The sequence below is a fragment of the Pseudomonas sp. CCC3.1 genome, assembly GCF_034347405.1.
Classification (GTDB): domain Bacteria; phylum Pseudomonadota; class Gammaproteobacteria; order Pseudomonadales; family Pseudomonadaceae; genus Aquipseudomonas.
In genome coordinates, this window is the sequence record NZ_CP133778.1 from 1,892,127 (window position 1) to 1,907,312 (window position 15,186).

18 protein-coding genes are annotated in these 15,186 nt (G+C 57.1%); 4 read left to right on the plus strand and 14 right to left on the minus strand.

The window, feature by feature from the left end:
• Positions 1 to 30 precede the first annotated feature (30 nt).
• A complete protein-coding gene (locus RHM56_RS08570) occupies positions 31 to 633 on the plus strand; it encodes a TetR/AcrR family transcriptional regulator (RefSeq protein WP_322240467.1) in 603 nt (200 codons plus the stop codon).
• 51 nt (positions 634 to 684) lie between these two features.
• Here RHM56_RS08570 and RHM56_RS08575 read toward each other — a convergent pair whose 3' ends face one another.
• The 8 genes from RHM56_RS08575 to puuE all read right to left on the minus strand — a co-directional run bounded on the left by RHM56_RS08575 (position 685) and on the right by puuE (position 8,870).
• On the minus strand, positions 685 to 1,470 hold the full coding sequence (locus RHM56_RS08575; RefSeq protein ID WP_322240470.1) for an outer membrane protein OmpK: 786 nt from the start codon (positions 1,468 to 1,470) through the stop codon (positions 685 to 687).
• Positions 1,471 to 1,831: 361 nt separating this feature from the next.
• On the minus strand, positions 1,832 to 2,617 hold the full coding sequence (locus RHM56_RS08580; RefSeq protein ID WP_322240472.1) for an outer membrane protein OmpK: 786 nt from the start codon (positions 2,615 to 2,617) through the stop codon (positions 1,832 to 1,834).
• Between the two features lie 84 nt (positions 2,618 to 2,701).
• On the minus strand, positions 2,702 to 4,066 hold the full coding sequence (locus tag RHM56_RS08585) for a nucleobase:cation symporter-2 family protein (protein ID WP_322240475.1): 1,365 nt from the start codon (positions 4,064 to 4,066) through the stop codon (positions 2,702 to 2,704).
• 82 nt (positions 4,067 to 4,148) lie between these two features.
• Positions 4,149 to 5,435, minus strand: a complete 1,287-nt coding sequence (locus tag RHM56_RS08590; protein WP_322240478.1) for a urate hydroxylase PuuD — start codon at positions 5,433 to 5,435, stop codon at positions 4,149 to 4,151.
• Positions 5,436 to 5,717: 282 nt separating this feature from the next.
• Positions 5,718 to 6,254, minus strand: coding sequence for an ureidoglycolate lyase (locus tag RHM56_RS08595; protein ID WP_322240481.1), 537 nt, complete (start codon positions 6,252 to 6,254; stop codon positions 5,718 to 5,720).
• A gap of 117 nt (positions 6,255 to 6,371) precedes the next feature.
• Entirely contained in the window at positions 6,372 to 7,367 is a 996-nt protein-coding gene (gene alc / locus RHM56_RS08600; protein WP_322240483.1) for an allantoicase, read from the minus strand.
• Between the two features lie 61 nt (positions 7,368 to 7,428).
• Complete coding sequence (uraD, locus tag RHM56_RS08605) at positions 7,429 to 7,944, minus strand: 2-oxo-4-hydroxy-4-carboxy-5-ureidoimidazoline decarboxylase (RefSeq protein WP_322240486.1); 516 nt, start codon at positions 7,942 to 7,944, stop codon at positions 7,429 to 7,431.
• The gene (gene puuE, locus RHM56_RS08610; RefSeq protein ID WP_322240489.1) at positions 7,941 to 8,870 is read right to left on the minus strand and encodes an allantoinase PuuE; all 930 of its coding nucleotides are present in this window, start codon (positions 8,868 to 8,870) and stop codon (positions 7,941 to 7,943) included. The genes uraD and puuE overlap by 4 nt, the downstream gene beginning before the upstream one ends.
• A 376-nt stretch (positions 8,871 to 9,246) precedes the next feature.
• Between puuE and uraH the strand changes: the two genes are divergently transcribed.
• Positions 9,247 to 9,600, plus strand: a complete 354-nt coding sequence (gene uraH / locus RHM56_RS08615) for a hydroxyisourate hydrolase (protein ID WP_322240491.1) — start codon at positions 9,247 to 9,249, stop codon at positions 9,598 to 9,600.
• Positions 9,601 to 9,760: 160 nt separating this feature from the next.
• On the opposite strand, the gene RHM56_RS08620 is transcribed toward uraH, so the two are convergent.
• Both RHM56_RS08620 and RHM56_RS08625 read right to left on the minus strand, forming a co-directional pair.
• The gene (locus RHM56_RS08620) at positions 9,761 to 10,387 is read right to left on the minus strand and encodes a LysE family translocator (protein WP_322240493.1); all 627 of its coding nucleotides are present in this window, start codon (positions 10,385 to 10,387) and stop codon (positions 9,761 to 9,763) included.
• Positions 10,388 to 10,480: 93 nt separating this feature from the next.
• Positions 10,481 to 10,915, minus strand: a complete 435-nt coding sequence (locus tag RHM56_RS08625; RefSeq protein WP_322240495.1) for a MarR family winged helix-turn-helix transcriptional regulator — start codon at positions 10,913 to 10,915, stop codon at positions 10,481 to 10,483.
• An 82-nt stretch (positions 10,916 to 10,997) separates the two neighbouring features.
• Here RHM56_RS08625 and RHM56_RS08630 point away from each other — a divergent pair, with 82 nt between their 5' ends.
• A complete protein-coding gene (locus RHM56_RS08630; protein WP_322240497.1) occupies positions 10,998 to 12,164 on the plus strand; it encodes a PLP-dependent aminotransferase family protein in 1,167 nt (388 codons plus the stop codon).
• 10 nt (positions 12,165 to 12,174) lie between these two features.
• Complete coding sequence (locus RHM56_RS08635; protein WP_322240499.1) at positions 12,175 to 12,783, plus strand: glutathione S-transferase family protein; 609 nt, start codon at positions 12,175 to 12,177, stop codon at positions 12,781 to 12,783.
• Positions 12,784 to 12,848: 65 nt separating this feature from the next.
• Here RHM56_RS08635 and RHM56_RS08640 read toward each other — a convergent pair whose 3' ends face one another.
• The 4 genes from RHM56_RS08640 to RHM56_RS08655 form a co-directional block, all read right to left on the minus strand.
• A complete protein-coding gene (locus tag RHM56_RS08640; protein ID WP_322240501.1) occupies positions 12,849 to 13,220 on the minus strand; it encodes a glutathione S-transferase N-terminal domain-containing protein in 372 nt (123 codons plus the stop codon).
• Positions 13,221 to 13,480: 260 nt separating this feature from the next.
• The gene (gene folE, locus RHM56_RS08645; RefSeq protein ID WP_003442011.1) at positions 13,481 to 14,026 is read right to left on the minus strand and encodes a GTP cyclohydrolase I FolE; all 546 of its coding nucleotides are present in this window, start codon (positions 14,024 to 14,026) and stop codon (positions 13,481 to 13,483) included.
• Between the two features lie 77 nt (positions 14,027 to 14,103).
• Entirely contained in the window at positions 14,104 to 14,661 is a 558-nt protein-coding gene (locus RHM56_RS08650; RefSeq protein ID WP_322240503.1) for a Smr/MutS family protein, read from the minus strand.
• A gap of 63 nt (positions 14,662 to 14,724) precedes the next feature.
• The gene (locus RHM56_RS08655; RefSeq protein ID WP_322240505.1) at positions 14,725 to 15,045 is read right to left on the minus strand and encodes a hypothetical protein; all 321 of its coding nucleotides are present in this window, start codon (positions 15,043 to 15,045) and stop codon (positions 14,725 to 14,727) included.
• Positions 15,046 to 15,186 lie beyond the last annotated feature (141 nt).

The window sequence follows — 15,186 nt, forward strand, 5'->3', positions numbered from 1 at the left end:
CGCCGCGTATCTTAAAAAAAGGTGGCACACATGGCGCCCAAAGCGCGGTCGCAGATGATTGAACAAACCCGTGGCAAGCTGTTGGATGCTGCGCGCCAGGCGTTCGGCTCGATCGGTTATGCGCAGACTTCAATGGATGAATTGACGGCCTCTGTCGGGCTGACCCGTGGGGCGTTGTATCACCACTTTGGTGACAAGAAGGGCTTGTTGCAGGCGGTGGCGAGGCAGATCGATGGCGAACTGGATGCGCAATTGGCGCAGGTGTTTGCGCAAGCCCCGAGCCCTTGGGAAGGGTTTCAGGCGCAGTGTCGGCTGTATCTGGAAATGTCGCTGCAAGTCGAAGTACAGCGCATCATCTTGCGCGATGCCCCCTCGGTGCTGGGCTCGGAGTATTTACAGAGCAGCCAGTCGGAGTGCAAAGCTTCGGTCGGGGTCATTCTGCAAGGCTTGATGGACACGCAGGTGATTCAACGCGCCGACCCTGAGGCGTTGGCACATTTGATTCAGGGCGGCTTGATGGATGCGTCGTTCTGGATCGCCGAAGCCGAGAACCCGCCGCAGCGTCTGACGGCGGCGCTGGGCAGTCTGGACGTGATGCTGCGGGGGTTGCTGCTGGCGCCTCAGCCCCTGTAGGAGCGAGCGTGCCTCGCGATCTTTTAAATGATCGCGAGGCTTATAGGCGTATCAGAAGTGGTACTTGACCAACAGGCTTGCGGTGTCCTGAGTGGTTTTGAAAGAACCGCTGTCTTCGATGCCGTATTTGTTTTTCCAGTAGTCGTATTCGATACCGACATACAACTGCTTGGCGCCCCAGTTCAGTGCCTTGCCCAAGTCATATTTGATCTGTGGGTTGAAGTGCAGGTTGGCGTGATACGTGCCGCGGGCGTTTTGGTCGTTGTCGACCACCCAGTCCATGTAGCCGTCGATGACCACGTCGGATTTACCCATCGGCAGGGTGTACGACCACACCGGGGTAATCTGCCAAACGCCACGGCCCGCACGATTGCCTTCTGGGTAACGCTTGTAGAAGTTCAATTGGAAGAAGTCGAAGCCTGGAACATTCAGGTCGAAACCCGGGCCGATCAAGTAAGAATCAGAGTCGCCTTCACCAAACTCGTAAGTCAGGGCCAGCAATACGTCTTTGATCGGGCCAAACTCAAACTTCTGGTCGAAGATTTTGCCGAACGATAAGCGCGGGGTGAACTCGCCGTAGTAGGTATTAGGGCCGAGGCTTCCGTCTTCTTTGCCGTTGTAAAAAATACGGTCGAGGAAGAAGAAGTTATCACCGTATTTCCAGCTGTCAGCGTGCTCGAAGGTCAGGGTCTGTTGAATCTTTGGATTCACCTGGAAGTCCTTGCCATACAAGTACGTCAGGCTGTTGGTTTGCCATTGCAGCAAGTCTTCGGCGGCTGCCGTTGACCCGCCCAGCAAGCTCCCCGCAAGCATCAGGCCGGTAAGAATGCGCTTCATTCGGTTACTCCAAAATTTTAAAAAAATCTGCATGAATAAGAACGCGGTGCTCTGTTTGGCCCTTGGTTCTTTTGTTTTAAAACTTGCCTTTTTGGTCAGCTTTAATGCGTAAAGCAAGTGTTGGGCCATGCGTGTCCTGCGGCCAAAAAACAGCGCTCAACTGCCGTTTGGTAGTTGAGTGGCAAGAGACTGATGCAGGTCGTAAACGCTTGGTTTAAACGCGTAAAGTTGGCTTCAAAGTCAGCTTTAAAACAGCGCCCATCTTTGAGCGGCCGCGGAGAATACTGGCTCTGAGGCTGGCACTCAAGTGCCCCGTCATTGCGCAGGGCTGGCAATGACGGGGCACGCACGGTGTTCAGGTTTAAAAGTGGACTTTGATCAAGGCGCTGGCGGTGTTTTGGTGGGTGTCTAAACGGCTGCTGCTGTCGATGCCGTATTTGTCTTTCCAATAGCTGTATTCAATGCCGACATAGAGCTGTTTATCACCCAGATTCAGGGCTTTGCCCAGGTCATATTTGATCTGTGGATTGAAGTGCAGGTTGGCGTGATAGGTGCCGTGTGAGTTCTGGTCGTTGTCGACCACCCAATCCATATAGCCATCGATCAGCACGTTGGAGCGGCCCATGGGAAGGGTGTAGGAGAACGACGGGGTTATCTGCCATACGCCCGTGCCAGGGCGCGGCCCTTCGGTGTGGCGGCGATAGAAATTGAGGGTGAAGTAATTAAAGCCAGGTACCGCCAGATCAAAGCCCGGGCCGATCAGATACGCCTCGCTGTCGCCTTCGCCGTACTCGTAGGTCATCGCCAGCAGCACGTCCTTGATCGGGCCGTACTCAAGCTTTTGATTGAAGATCTTGCCGAACGACAAGCGCGGGCTGAACTCGCCGTAGTACGTGTGCGGCCCTTTGTTGGGGTCCTCTTTGCCGTTGTAGAAAATGCGGTCGACAAACAGAAAGTTGTCGCCGTATTTCCATTTGTCGGCATGTTCAAAGGTGACGGTTTGCTGGATCGACGGATTGATCGCGAAGTTCTTGCCGTACAAGTAGGTGAGGCTATTGGTTTGCCACAAAAACAGATCACCGGCCATGGCCTGACTGGCAGCCAAAAACCCACCCGCGAGCGTGACGCCCCAGTGTTTGCAGTGCATGGGTGACATCCTTTTTTATTATTGTTTGAGTGTGAGGCGAATACCTGACCTGTGGGAGCGGGCAAGCCCGCTCCCACGGGAGGATCAGTGCTGATGCACGTGACCGCTCATAGCGGCGCGCTCGGCGCCACCCAGTACGTTGAACAGCAGGTTCAGTGACACGGCGCTGACGGCTGCCATGGCAATCCCGCTGTGGGTGATCGGGCCCATCCACAAGGGCAGGTGTGCGAAGAACTCTGGGCGCACCACCGGGATCAGGCCCATGCCGATGCTCACGGCCACCAGCAGTTGGTTGCGGCGGTCGGCAATGTCGGCCTCCTGGAGGATTTTGATCCCCGTGGCCGCGACCATGCCGAACATGGCAATCGCCGCACCACCCAGTACGGCGGGCGGAATCGAAGCCACCAAGTACGCCGCTTTAGGCAGCAGGCTGAGCGTGATCAGGAAGGCTCCGGCCATGATGGTCACGGAACGGCAACGCACGCCGGTCATTTGCACCAGGCCGATGTTCTGAGCAAATGAGGAGTGGGTGAAGGTGTTGAAAAAACCCGCCACAAACGACGCCCCGGCATCGCACAGCAAGCCGCGACGCAGCATGCGCGGGGTGACTTCCTGGCCGGTGATTTTGCCCAGCGCCAGGAACATCCCGGTGGACTCGACAAAAATGATCACCACCACCAGGCACATCGAGAGGATGGGCGCGAGGTGAAATTCAGGCATGCCGAAGTGCAGCGGTGTGACGATCTGAAACCACGGCGCCAGGCCAATGCCCTGAAGGTTGACCATGCCAATGGCGCCAGACAAGACATAACCGAGCGCCATGCCGATCAGCACGGAAATGTTGACCCAGAAACCGCGCATGAAGCGATTGATCAGCAAAATGGTGGCCAGCACCAAGGCCGCAATAAACAGGTAAATCGGTGAGCCAAACTGCTCAGCTGCGCTACCGCCGCCTGCCCAGTTCACCGCGACTGGAAACAGCGACAGGCCGATGGAGGTAATCACCGTGCCGGTGACCAGAGGCGGGAAAAAGCGCACGACCTTGGACATGAAGGGCGCGATGATCATCCCGAAGAAACCGGCGGCAATGGTGGCGCCGAAAATGCCGGTCATGCCGATGCCGGGCATGCCAGCCATCGCCACCATGCTGCCCACGGCGGCAAAACTGGCACCCATCATGACCGGCATGCGAATGCCCATGGGACCGATACCCATGGATTGGACGATGGTTGCGATCCCCGCCACCAACAGGTCGGCGTTGATCAGAAACGCGATCTCCTCACGACTCAGACCGGCGGCTTGTCCAATGATCAGCGGTACGGCAACAGCGCCGCCGTACATCAGCAAGACATGCTGTAAACCAACCAGAATCAATTGCATCAACGGCAGCCGCTGGATGGGCGGTGGTGCGGTCACGGCGGGTATGCGCGGTTCGGTTAAATCGGACATGCAACACCTCGGTCTTTTTTATTGTTGTGAGCTAATGGTGTGGTTGTGTGGCCGCCCACGGCGCGGCCACACCGCGTTCGTATCAGTTGGTTTGGGCTCCTGCGTTGATCCATGCGCCAATCAGGTCGCGTTCTTGTTGGGTCATTTGGGTGATATTGCCCAGCGGCATGATCTGGCTGGCGACGGCCTGGGCCTGAATCCGCGGGGCCATCAGCTGGATTTGCTGCTCGGTGTCGAACATCACGCCGGCCGGGGCCGCGCTGAACAGCGGGCTGCTCGGTGTAGCGGAATGGCAGACGGTGCAGCGTTCCTGGATCACGACATGGACTTTTTCGAAATCAACACTGGCCACAGGCGTTGCTGGAGCCGGAGCCGGAGCCGGAGCTGGGGCATCGGCGGCCTTCACACCGCCCAGTGCGGTTTCCGGAAGCGGTTGGTACTTGATGACCTTGGCCGTTTCAGGTGCCGTGGACACGGGTTTTGGTCCGGTGACATACGCCAGACAGACCATGCCCAATGCCGCGACCGGTAGGGTCCAGGCATATTTATGGCTGTCATGGCGGGTGTTGAAGTAGTGGCGAACCAAGACCGCCAGCACCGCAATTCCGGCCAGGATCAGCCAGTTGTATTGGCTGCCGTAGGTGCTCGGGAAGTGGTTGCTGATCATGATGAACAGCACGGGCAAGGTGAAGTAGTTGTTGTGACGCGAGCGCAGCAGGCCTTTGGCTGGCAATGCCGGATCGGGCGAGCGGCCTTCTTTGATGGCGGCCACCAATGCGCGCTGGGCGGGCATGATGATACGGAATACGTTACCGACCATGATGGTGCCGATAATGGCCCCGACATGCAGATACGCACCGCGGCCACTGAACACTTTGCTCAGGCCGAAGGCGGCGGCGACCAGCAGCACAAACAGGATGAAACCGAGCAGCGCCGGGCGTTTGCCCAAGGCGGAGTCGCACAGAAAGTCGTAAACAAACCAGCCGGCAATCAACGAACCAATGCCGATGGCGACGGCTTCAGGGCCGCTCAGGGTAGAGCCTGGAGCAATCAGATACAGCGCCGGGTTGAAGTAAAACACCAGGCACAGCAGGGCGATGCCTGACATCCAGGTGAAATAGGCTTCCCATTTGAACCAGTGCAGGTTGTCCGGCATGGTCGGTGGGGCCAGCTTGTATTTTTCGAGGTGGTAAATACCTCCCCCGTGAATGGCCCATAAATCGCCGGCCAAACCGTCTTTGGGGTTGGCCCGATTGAGGTTGTTCTCAAGCCAGACAAAATAAAACGACGCGCCAATCCAGGCCACACCGGTAATCATATGAATCCAGCGCACGCTCAGATTCAGCCATTCCATCAGATGTGCTTCCACAGTCTTTACCTCTCGCCTGTCACTCTTGAGTGAATGAGCAGACCTTCTCTTATTGGTGGGGGCTAGGGTCTGTTGATGTTTCATTGCGGCCGCGACGTAAGTCCACGTGGTGCAGGGCAAGGCGCGAGAAGCGTAGTTTGGTTGTTCCCAATAAGCTTCGAGCAACGCCGCCCTGCGCCACGTGGGCTTTCGTCCCTTGGGGTCGCGTGTCAAATTTAGCCAGGCTGCGTTGCAGGACTTGTGAAGGGAACAACCATTCCCTTCGTCCTGCGCCTTGCCTGGCTAAATTTGACCCAGCGACGCGGCTCGCAATGAAACGTCAACAGACCCTAGGATCAATTGCTCATCCTCTTTAAAGAAATGCTCATCGCAGTTATTGCCTGCACCACTGCGATCAACCACCAGGAAGTCATCCCGCTTTTCGATCGTCAGCACCGGGTGGTGCCAGACGCCGCGATGGTAATTAATGCCCTGCCTGCCATTACTGACAAAGGCGCGGACCAAGCCTGATACAGGTTCATCGCCAACGGGCGCGACCACGATCAGAAAGGGGTTGCCGAGCAGCGGGATAAAAGCCTGGCTGCCCAGCGGATGGCGCTCCAGCATGCACACGGTCAAGGGCATGTCCTGCGCATCGGCGCGGAAAATGCTGATGATCGCTTTGTCTTCTGGCGTCGCCGTTTCGACCTCGGCCAGACGATGAAAACGCATGGTTGAACCGTTATTGATCATGAAGTGGTCGCTGCCATCGGTTTCAATCACGTCACCGAACGGGGCGAAGGCTTCTTTGGTCAGCGGTTCAATCTGCAATGTGCGCATGGTGGTCTTCTTATCTGAATTCTGTGGTGTTTGTTGTATTGCTATCGCGGGCAAGCCCGCTCCCACATTGCAATGATTCCCTGTGGGAGCCGGGCTTGCCCGCGATGGGTTTTCCCCTTATTTAGCGACCTTGCCCAGTACACGCAGGCGGCTTACACCGCCGTCCGGGAACAGGTTGAGACGAATGTGGGTGATCGGGCCAAGGGCTTTGATCTGCTCGCTGAAGCTGTGCTCGGCGTGCATTTCAAGTTTTTGGCTCGGCAGCAATTCACGCCAGAACAGGCTCTGGGTTTCGATCTGGCTGTCGGTGCCGCCTTTGACGAACGCGCCTTGAATCGAGCAGCTGTCCGGGTAGTTGCCCTTGAAGTGCAGGGTGTCGACGATGATCTGTTCAATCTCGCCAGCATGCCCCAGCGCGACGATGACCCAATCGTTGCCGGGTGTACGACGACGTGCTGTTTCCCAGCCATCGCCCATGTTGATGCCACGGCCCGGGTTGAGGATGTTGCTCATGCGCCCGAAGTGTTCGTCGGAGCAGGCGAGGGCACGGCCACCATTCAGAGCGGCTGCCAGATCGACCTGTTCGTTGTCGCCCACGGCCGACCAGTCACGGAACGGCACGCCGTACACGCGCAGACGTGCTACGCCGCCGTCCGGGTAGATGTTGAAACGCAGGTGGCTGAACGCCTGATCATTGCTGATCTCGTGGTAGTGATGGCTGTTACCTTGCAACTCGACGGCGGACAGCACCTCAACCCACTGAGTTTTCTCGTTGGGTTCACCTTCAGCCAAAAAGCAGGCTTCAAGCGAGGCAGACGGCGGAAAGTTGCCGGTGAAGAATGAAGTGTCGATGTCGACGCCCTTGATTGAGCCCGGAACGCCGAGGCGGATGACAGCACTGTCATAGCCTTCAAAGCGCTTGCGGCGCGACTCCCAGCCGTCCATCCACTTGCCGTTGTCATCGAAAACGCCCTCCTTCCATACGGCCGGGGTCGGCTGGAACAGGCGGTTGGCGTCTGCGAACCAGTCATCGGTCACCGAAATAATTTTGGTGCCAAGACGGGCGTCGGCCAAGTTGACGAACTTCTCGAAAGGTACGGCGTAAGCTTTCATTCTTCTGGTCTGCCTTTAAATAAGTGGCTGGAGATGCGTCACCGGCAGGTGCCGGCTCGGCTTAGAGCTGGAGTAATCGGAACAGGGCTATTTTGTTGATTTCTGCCAACGCGCATTTGAACTCGACGTCTGCCGGGTTGTGGATACGAGTCTCGAACGCGGCAAGGATCTGGTGCCGGTCGCTGCCTTTTACCGCCATGATGAAGGGAAACTTGAACGTGGCTTTGTAGGCCTCATTCAGCTCGGTGAAGCGCTGAAACTCTTCTTCCGTGCAGTGGTGAATACCGGCGCCAGCTTGTTCATGGGTGCTGGCTTCGGTCAGGTGGCCCTGTACGGCAGCTTTGCCCGCCAGGTCCGGGTGAGCGTTGATCAGCCCCAGTTGGCTGTTGTGATCGGCGCTCAATAAAATGTCACTCATGCGCTGGTGCAAGGTTTCGATCTGATCGACGCTGGCATCCAGGCCCAGGTCGTAAGCCTTTTCGGCGACCCAGGGCGAGTGTTCGTAAATATCGGCAAAAGCTTCGACAAACGCTTCACGGCTCATGGCTGAAGGCTTGAGGGTCTTGAAGGCGCTCATTGGTCGGTCTCTGCAACAAAAGGGTGGGTGGCGTGCCAGTGACGGGCGATGTCCACGCGGCGGGTGAACCACACCTGCTCGTGACCCTTGGCGTATTCAATGAAGCGCTTGAGGGCGGCGAGACGCGCAGGGCGGCCAATGAGGCGGCAATGCAGGCCGATGGATAGCATTTTCGGCGACTCTGCGCCTTCGGCGTACAGCACATCGAAAGCGTCCTTGAGGTACTGGAAAAACTGCTCGCCGGTGTTAAAACCCTGCACTTGGCTGAAGCGCATGTCATTGGTGTCCAGGGTGTAAGGAATCACCAGATGCGGCTTGCCTGTCGGGTTATTCGGTTCCCAGTAGGGCAGGTCGTCGTCATAGGTGTCGCTGTCATACAAAAAGCCGCCTTCTTCCATCACCAGCCGCCGGGTATTGGGGCCGGTGCGGCCGGTGTACCAGCCCAGCGGCCGTTCGCCGCTGATGTCGGTGAGGATGCGGATGGCTTCGAGCATGTGCTCACGCTCCAGCGCCTCGTCCATGTACTGGTAGTCAATCCAGCGATAGCCGTGGCTGCAAATCTCATGCCCGGCGGCGACCATGGCGCGGATCACATCGGGATGGCGTTGCGCAGCCATGGCCACGGCAAACACCGTGAGCGGGATGTCGAATTCCTGGAACAACTTGAGCACGCGCCACACGCCAGCGCGGCTACCGTATTCATAGAGAGACTCCATGCTCATGTTGCGCTCACCTTGCAGCGGCTGCGCCGACACCATTTCCGACAGGAAGGATTCAGATTCTTTGTCGCCATGGAGGATGTTGCGCTCACCGCCTTCTTCGTAATTGAGTACGAAAGACAGAGCGATGCGGGCGTTGTCCGGCCAATGCGGATGAGGAGGGTTGGGACCGTAACCAATCAGGTCGCGTGGGTAGTCAGCGCTCACTACAGTCTTCCTTATTGTGGGTGTTAACAGTCGACTGGCCACACCTGGCGTCACTGCGATGGCCTGATTGTATACAACTTTATAATGTCTTTGTAACCCTGAATTTGTGCATTTTTATCATGCCTTGTGCTGAAAAGGTACCTGCAAGAAACTTGCCTGATTAGTCAGCTTCTGAACATAAAGTCTAGAAAAGCTGTGGCTTTCAGGGGGAATGTTGTCTAGGCCACGTGGTTCGTGGGCTGGGTAAAATTGCGTTTTTAATTGTGTACAATTTTTGTGATAAGTGTCTTAATCTTCGCTTCGCTGTGACTTTTGGCGCGCCAAAAGAGCACAGCGGCCGTATTTATTCACCGAGGTCGGGGAGGTCGCAGAACCAATGGGACGTTTGACTACGCACGTTTTAGATGCCGCACACGGCTGCCCTGGAAGCTCGATCAAGGTCGAGTTGTATCGGGTAGAGGGTTCACAACTGACGCTGGTAGGGAGTGCGTTGACTAACAGCGATGGTCGCTGCGACGCGCCGCTGTTGCAGGGTGATGACTACCGTTCCGGGGTTTACCAGTTGCAATTCGAGGCGGGTGATTACTATCGCGCGCGGGGTGTGAAGCTGCCGGAGCCGGCGTTTCTGGACGTGGTGGTGCTGCGTTTCGGGATCAGTGCCGAGCAGGATCACTACCATGTGCCGCTGCTGATCTCGCCGTACAGCTATTCGACGTATCGTGGAAGTTAGGGTTTAAGCACTGCGCACCGTGGTAGATTTTCGCCCGCTCACACTGCGGGCTTTTTTTGCCTGGCGTTTGAGTAAAACCCCGTAGGAGCGAGCTTGCCTCGCGATCTTTTGATCTTTAAAAGATCGCGAGGCAAGCTCGCTCCTACGGGGTTGAGGCTATTTAGCGGCTCAACAACGAGGCGGTGCCTGCCACGCCAAACAGACCGGCGCTGATTCGGTTGAACCAGCTCTGGCCCTTGCCACTGCGCAGGTAATTCGCTGCGCCGTGCGCGCCAAGACCGTAGGCCAGCTTGCACAGCAGGTCGAGCACGGTCCAGGTGGCGATCATCACCAGCAGTTGCCCCAGGAAGGGTTGGTCGGGGTTAAGAAACTGCGGCAAGAACGCGGCGAAGAACAAAATGTCTTTCGGGTTGCTGGCGCCGAGCACAAAAGCGCGCCCAAACAGGGCGCTGAAGCGCGGTTTTGGTGCGGCTTCGGGCACTTTTGCTGCCGTTGCCGGCTGGCGCGATTGCTTCCAGCTTTGCCACGCCAGGTAGAACAGGTACAGCGCACCGACGATTTTCAGGGCGCTGAACAACTGCTCCGATGCCAGCAGCAACGCGCCCAAGCCCAGTGCGGAGGCGCTGAGCAAGCAAATCGAGGCAATGACACCGCCCAAAAAAGCCGGGTAAGAACGGCGCAGGCCGTAGTTCAGGCTGTTGCTGATCATCAATAACGACAGTGGTCCGGGTATCAGGATCACTACCAATGCCGCGCTGCTGAACAGCAGCCAGGTTTCGAGACTCATCACTTCCTCCATGTACACGCGCCTCCCGATACAGTGCCGGGGTCTGCTGATTTATGCGTTTGTATACAAATAAAGCAAGTATTGTTTTAAGTTTCAGCGGCTTTGCCCTAGCGCCTGATTAATCGCCAGCCAGCCGTTGACGGCTTCTTCGCCTGCTTGAGCGAACACCCGTTGCAACAGCTTGACCTGCTCGCGGCGCAGGCTGGCTTCAAAACGAACGCCGTCGGCAGTTAACTCCAGCAGGCGTTTACGTTTATCGGTTTCGGGCGCCACGCTGAGCACCAGGTTCATTTCGATCAATTGGCGCAACGGCGTGTTGAGCGCCTGCTTGCTCACGCCGAGCAGCGTCAGCAATTCTGTCACGCTGACTCCGGGGTAGTGGGCGATAAAAAAAACGATGCGCTGATGCACCCGGCTCAGACCGCGGCGGGCCAGCATCTCATCTGCTTTGGCGGTAAACGCTTGGTAGCCAAAGAAGAAGGCCTGCATGGCGGCGCGCTGGGTGGTTGGATTTTTAAGGTCAAGCATATTGACGTATCTAGGCTTCGCGGCGTAATTTCGGTCAACCAGTTTGACTTATTTCCAATGACTTCTGCTACCGGTGATCTGTATGGCCTTCTCCGAACGTGTTTCCCGCCTTAAAAGTTCTTTGATTCGTGAAATTCTGGCAGCGGCCCAGCGTCCGGAAGTCATGTCTTTTGCAGGCGGTCTACCGGCTGAAGCCATGCTGCCCAAAGTCGACTGGACCGACATGCCGGTCTCGATGGGCCAATACGGCATGAGCGAAGGCGAGCCGGCCCTGCGTGAAGTACTGGCCGCAGAGGCCCGTGCGCTGGGTGTGAACTGCGACGCGAGCCAGGTAATGGTGCTCAGCGGTTCGCAGCAGGCGCTCGACCTGGCGGCCAAGCTGTACATCGACAAAGGCACAGAAATCATGCTCGAAGCGCCGACCTACCTGGCGGCGTTGCAGATTTTCCAGCTGTTTGGCGCGCAGTGCCTGACCTTCCCGTTGCAGGCTGATGGCCCGGATTTGGCCGCGCTGCGCGTACAGCTGGAAAAGCACCGTCCGGCATTTATCTACCTGATCCCTACGTTCCAGAACCCGTCTGGCGTGCGTTACAGCGAAACCAAGCGGGATGCTGTGGCCGCGTTGCTGGACGAGTTCGGCGTGACCCTGATTGAAGACGAGCCGTACCGCGAACTGAACTTCGATGGCGCCAGCGCGACGCCGATCGTCAGCAGCCTGAAAAAAGCCAGTTGGATTTACACCGGCACCGTGTCCAAGACCCTGTTGCCGGGCCTGCGTGTTGGCTTTCTGATTGCCAGCCCGGACTTGTTCCCGCACTTGTTGCGTCTAAAGCAATCGGCAGACTTGCACACCAATCGCGTGGGGCAGTGGCAGGCGTTGCAGTGGATTGGCACTGAAAAAATGTCCCGCCACCTGGCCGAGTTGCGTGATTTCTACCGTGCGCGCCGGGATGGTTTCCAGTTGGCGCTGGAAGAGCACTTTTCTGACTTGGCTGACTGGAACGTCCCGCAGGGCGGGCTGTTTTTCTGGCTGACACTTAAACAGCCGCTGGATACCCGTACCTTGCTCAAGCCTGCGCTGGCGCAAAACGTCGCGTTCATGCCGGGCGAACCGTTCTTCGCCAACCCGGACCAGAACCTGGGTAGTCTGCGTCTGAACTTCAGCCACATCGATCCAGAGCGTCTGCATGAAGGTCTGAAACGTCTGGCTACTGTTATTCGTCAAGCACAAGCCGCACAGGCTGCTTAAGGGGGGCGCGATGCTCAAGGTTTACGGCGATTACAACTCGGGAAATTGCTACAAAATCAAGCTGATGCTGCATTTGCTCGGGCTTGAGTATCAGTGGCAGTCGGTGGACATTTTGAAGGGTGAGACCGAAACCCCGGAATTCCTCGCGAAAAATCCGAACGGCAAAGTGCCGGTTCTGGAGCTGGAAGATGGCACGTGCTTGTGGGAGTCCAACGCGATTCTCAACTACCTGGCGGACAGCAGCGAATACCTGCCGACGGAGCCGCGCCTGCGCACCCAAGTGCTGCAATGGCAGTTTTTTGAGCAATACAGCCATGAGCCTTATATCGCGGTGGCGCGGTTTATCCAGTTCTATCTAGGGTTGCCTGAGGAGCGTCTTGAGGAATACCGCAAGTTGCAAAAGCGTGGTTACAAGGCGCTGGACGTGATGGAGCAGCAGCTTCTGCGAACCCCGTATTTGGTGGGTGAGCACTTCTCGATTGCCGATGTGACGCTGTATGCCTACACCCACGTGGCGCATCAAGGCGGTTTTGATCTGAGTGGTTATCCGGGGATTCAGGCTTGGCTGGAACGGGTGGCGAGCCGTCCGCGGTATGTCGGGATGCTGTCGCTGACTTAGGTGTGACTGCTGCGCAGCTGATCGCAGCCTGCGTTCCTTGTCAGCGACTACAGGACTATGTGGGCTTAAACGTTGGCAAATCGCTGGTTCAAGTAATCAATGATCACCTTGGAGTCGTACATCCAGGTGGTCTTGCCGTCTTCTTCAATGCGCAGGCAAGGGACTTTGATCTTGCCGCCTTGTTCCAGCAATGTCTGGCGGTCCTGTTCGTTGTTCTTGGCGTCACGCAGGGCCACCGGAACGTTCAGACGGCGCAGGTTGCGGCGGGTTTTGACGCAGAACGGGCACGCATGGAACTGGTACAGGGTCAGGTTTTTAGCCGCCTGATCAACCTGTGCCTGGGCAGCAGCAGGGCGCTGTTTTTTGCTGGGGCGAGTAATGAAGTCGCCCGCGATGATCAACTGACCCAGGCCGATGCGAAGCGCTTTGATAACCACGGTAAAAGCCTCATGGGCAAGTAAAGAAGGGGCGCAGCTTACCTGAAATTGCCAGGCGAAAAAAAACCGGCGATGAACGCGTAATGCCAGTCAGTTAAGCGAACGCTGTTTAACCTGTGGGAGCCTGGCTTGCCAGCGATGCAGACGACGCGGTTTTTCTGTTTAACCGCGTCGAGGCCATCGCTGGCAAGCCAACTCCCACAGGGGAGATGCGTTAACTGACTGGCATTACGATGAACGCCGGTTTTTTTGTGCCTGTATTACTTGATCAGGCTGAGAAACTCGCTGCGCGTTGCCGCGTTTTCACGGAATTCGCCCAGCATCACTGAAGTGATCATCGACGAGTTTTGCTTCTCGACACCGCGCATCATCATGCACATGTGTTTGGCTTCAATCACCACTGCAACGCCCAAAGCACCGGTCACTTGCATCACGGCGTCGGCGATCTGGCGGCTCAGGTTTTCCTGAATCTGCAGGCGGCGGGCGTACATGTCGACAATGCGTGCGACTTTTGACAAGCCCAACACTTTGCCGCTTGGAATGTAGGCAACGTGCGCCTTGCCGATAAACGGCAGCAGGTGGTGTTCGCACAACGAGTACAGCTCGATGTCCTTGACCAGCACCATTTCGCTGTTGTCAGAGCTGAACAAGGCACCGTTGGTGACTTCTTCGAGGGTCTGCTCATAACCGCGGCAAAGGTACTGCATGGCTTTGGCGGCACGCTTTGGCGTGTCCAGCAGGCCTTCACGGGAAACGTCTTCACCGAGTTGGCCGAGGATCGCCGTATAGTTTTGTTCCAGGGACATTAATCTACCTGTGGGATTTTTCGCAAAGAGCAAGGGTACGGGGGCTGGCACGGCGCTGCAAGTGGGGCGATGCGCGGTTACTCGTCGCGGCCTTCCATCATGGTGCGTTTAAGCATCACGTAAACGGCGCCAGCACCCCCATGTTTGGCTTGGCACGAGCAGAACCCCAGCACCTGTGAATGTTGGCGCAACCAGGTGTTGACGTGGCTTTTGATCATGGGGCGCTTGCCGTCCAGCCGCACAGCCTTGCCGTGGGTGACGCGCACGCAGCGCACTTCAAGGCGGGTGGCTTCGCTGAGGAACTCCCACAGGGTTTCTCGGGCCTTTTCGACGGTCATGCCGTGCAAGTCCAGGCTGCCCTCGAAACCGATCTGCCCCAGCTTGAGCTTGCGCATCTGGCTTTCTTGCACGCCATCGCGGGCCCAATGCAATTGATCTTCGGGGCCGACATCAATCACGAACTGGTCTGACAGACCGTCAATGATCGTCGCATTGCTACGCACGGTAGCGTTTTGGCGCAGTGTGGCCATCTGTGCGCGGTCCGCTTTGGGTTTGCCGGTGTCAGCGCGATCATGCTTGATCGGCTTAACGCCGCGAATTTCGTTTTTGAACAGGGAAAAGTCGTCGTCTTGCATGTCAGCCTCCGCGAAGGGCGCACAGTTTACCCAAGTCGACGACAATCGGGCGGCGGATGTGCCTCAGTCGCGCTTTTTCATCAGGTGTGGGGCGATGTTCAAGCCAAACGGCTGGCGCATCCGGCGTCGACAACGACGCCACAGCCATATGCCCAGCCAACTGACCAGCAGGCCGATAACCAGAACCAGCGCAGCACCTGTGGTGCTGTTATTGAGTTCCCCCAAGGTGCTTGGGTGGCCAATCAGGCTACTGGCGCCTGCCAGCAGTAACAACACGCCCATCAATGTCAGCAGGGCGGCAAAGGCCAGAGCAAAACGCGCGCGCCAGTTTCGGTGTTCTTTGGGACGCAAGCGTCGTGCATCAAAACCATCGGAGATCTTCATTCCGATCTTTCCTTATAGGGTATCGGCCCTTCGACAGGAACATTGGGAGGTTGTTCCTGAAGTGCTCTGAAACCGGAACTTCACATGCAGGGAAGAAGGAGTCCAGACAGGCGGTTTGAGCAAGCCGCCTGTCAGCAACAG

Excerpts from the sequence above, each read along its gene's own strand:
- RHM56_RS08570 (WP_322240467.1), top strand. The coding sequence starts at position 31 with ATGGCGCCCAAAGCGCGGTCGCAGATGATTGAACAAACCCGTGGCAAG.
- RHM56_RS08575 (WP_322240470.1), bottom strand. The coding sequence starts at position 1,470 with ATGAAGCGCATTCTTACCGGCCTGATGCTTGCGGGGAGCTTGCTGGGC.
- RHM56_RS08580 (WP_322240472.1), bottom strand. The coding sequence starts at position 2,617 with ATGCACTGCAAACACTGGGGCGTCACGCTCGCGGGTGGGTTTTTGGCT.
- RHM56_RS08585 (WP_322240475.1), bottom strand. The coding sequence starts at position 4,066 with ATGTCCGATTTAACCGAACCGCGCATACCCGCCGTGACCGCACCACCG.
- RHM56_RS08595 (WP_322240481.1), bottom strand. The coding sequence starts at position 6,254 with ATGCGCACATTGCAGATTGAACCGCTGACCAAAGAAGCCTTCGCCCCG.
- alc (WP_322240483.1), bottom strand. The coding sequence starts at position 7,367 with ATGAAAGCTTACGCCGTACCTTTCGAGAAGTTCGTCAACTTGGCCGAC.
- uraD (WP_322240486.1), bottom strand. The coding sequence starts at position 7,944 with ATGAGCGCCTTCAAGACCCTCAAGCCTTCAGCCATGAGCCGTGAAGCG.
- uraH (WP_322240491.1), top strand. The coding sequence starts at position 9,247 with ATGGGACGTTTGACTACGCACGTTTTAGATGCCGCACACGGCTGCCCT.
- RHM56_RS08620 (WP_322240493.1), bottom strand. The coding sequence starts at position 10,387 with ATGAGTCTCGAAACCTGGCTGCTGTTCAGCAGCGCGGCATTGGTAGTG.
- RHM56_RS08625 (WP_322240495.1), bottom strand. The coding sequence starts at position 10,915 with ATGCTTGACCTTAAAAATCCAACCACCCAGCGCGCCGCCATGCAGGCC.
- RHM56_RS08630 (WP_322240497.1), top strand. The coding sequence starts at position 10,998 with ATGGCCTTCTCCGAACGTGTTTCCCGCCTTAAAAGTTCTTTGATTCGT.
- RHM56_RS08635 (WP_322240499.1), top strand. The coding sequence starts at position 12,175 with ATGCTCAAGGTTTACGGCGATTACAACTCGGGAAATTGCTACAAAATC.
- folE (WP_003442011.1), bottom strand. The coding sequence starts at position 14,026 with ATGTCCCTGGAACAAAACTATACGGCGATCCTCGGCCAACTCGGTGAA.
- RHM56_RS08650 (WP_322240503.1), bottom strand. The coding sequence starts at position 14,661 with ATGCAAGACGACGACTTTTCCCTGTTCAAAAACGAAATTCGCGGCGTT.
- RHM56_RS08655 (WP_322240505.1), bottom strand. The coding sequence starts at position 15,045 with ATGAAGATCTCCGATGGTTTTGATGCACGACGCTTGCGTCCCAAAGAA.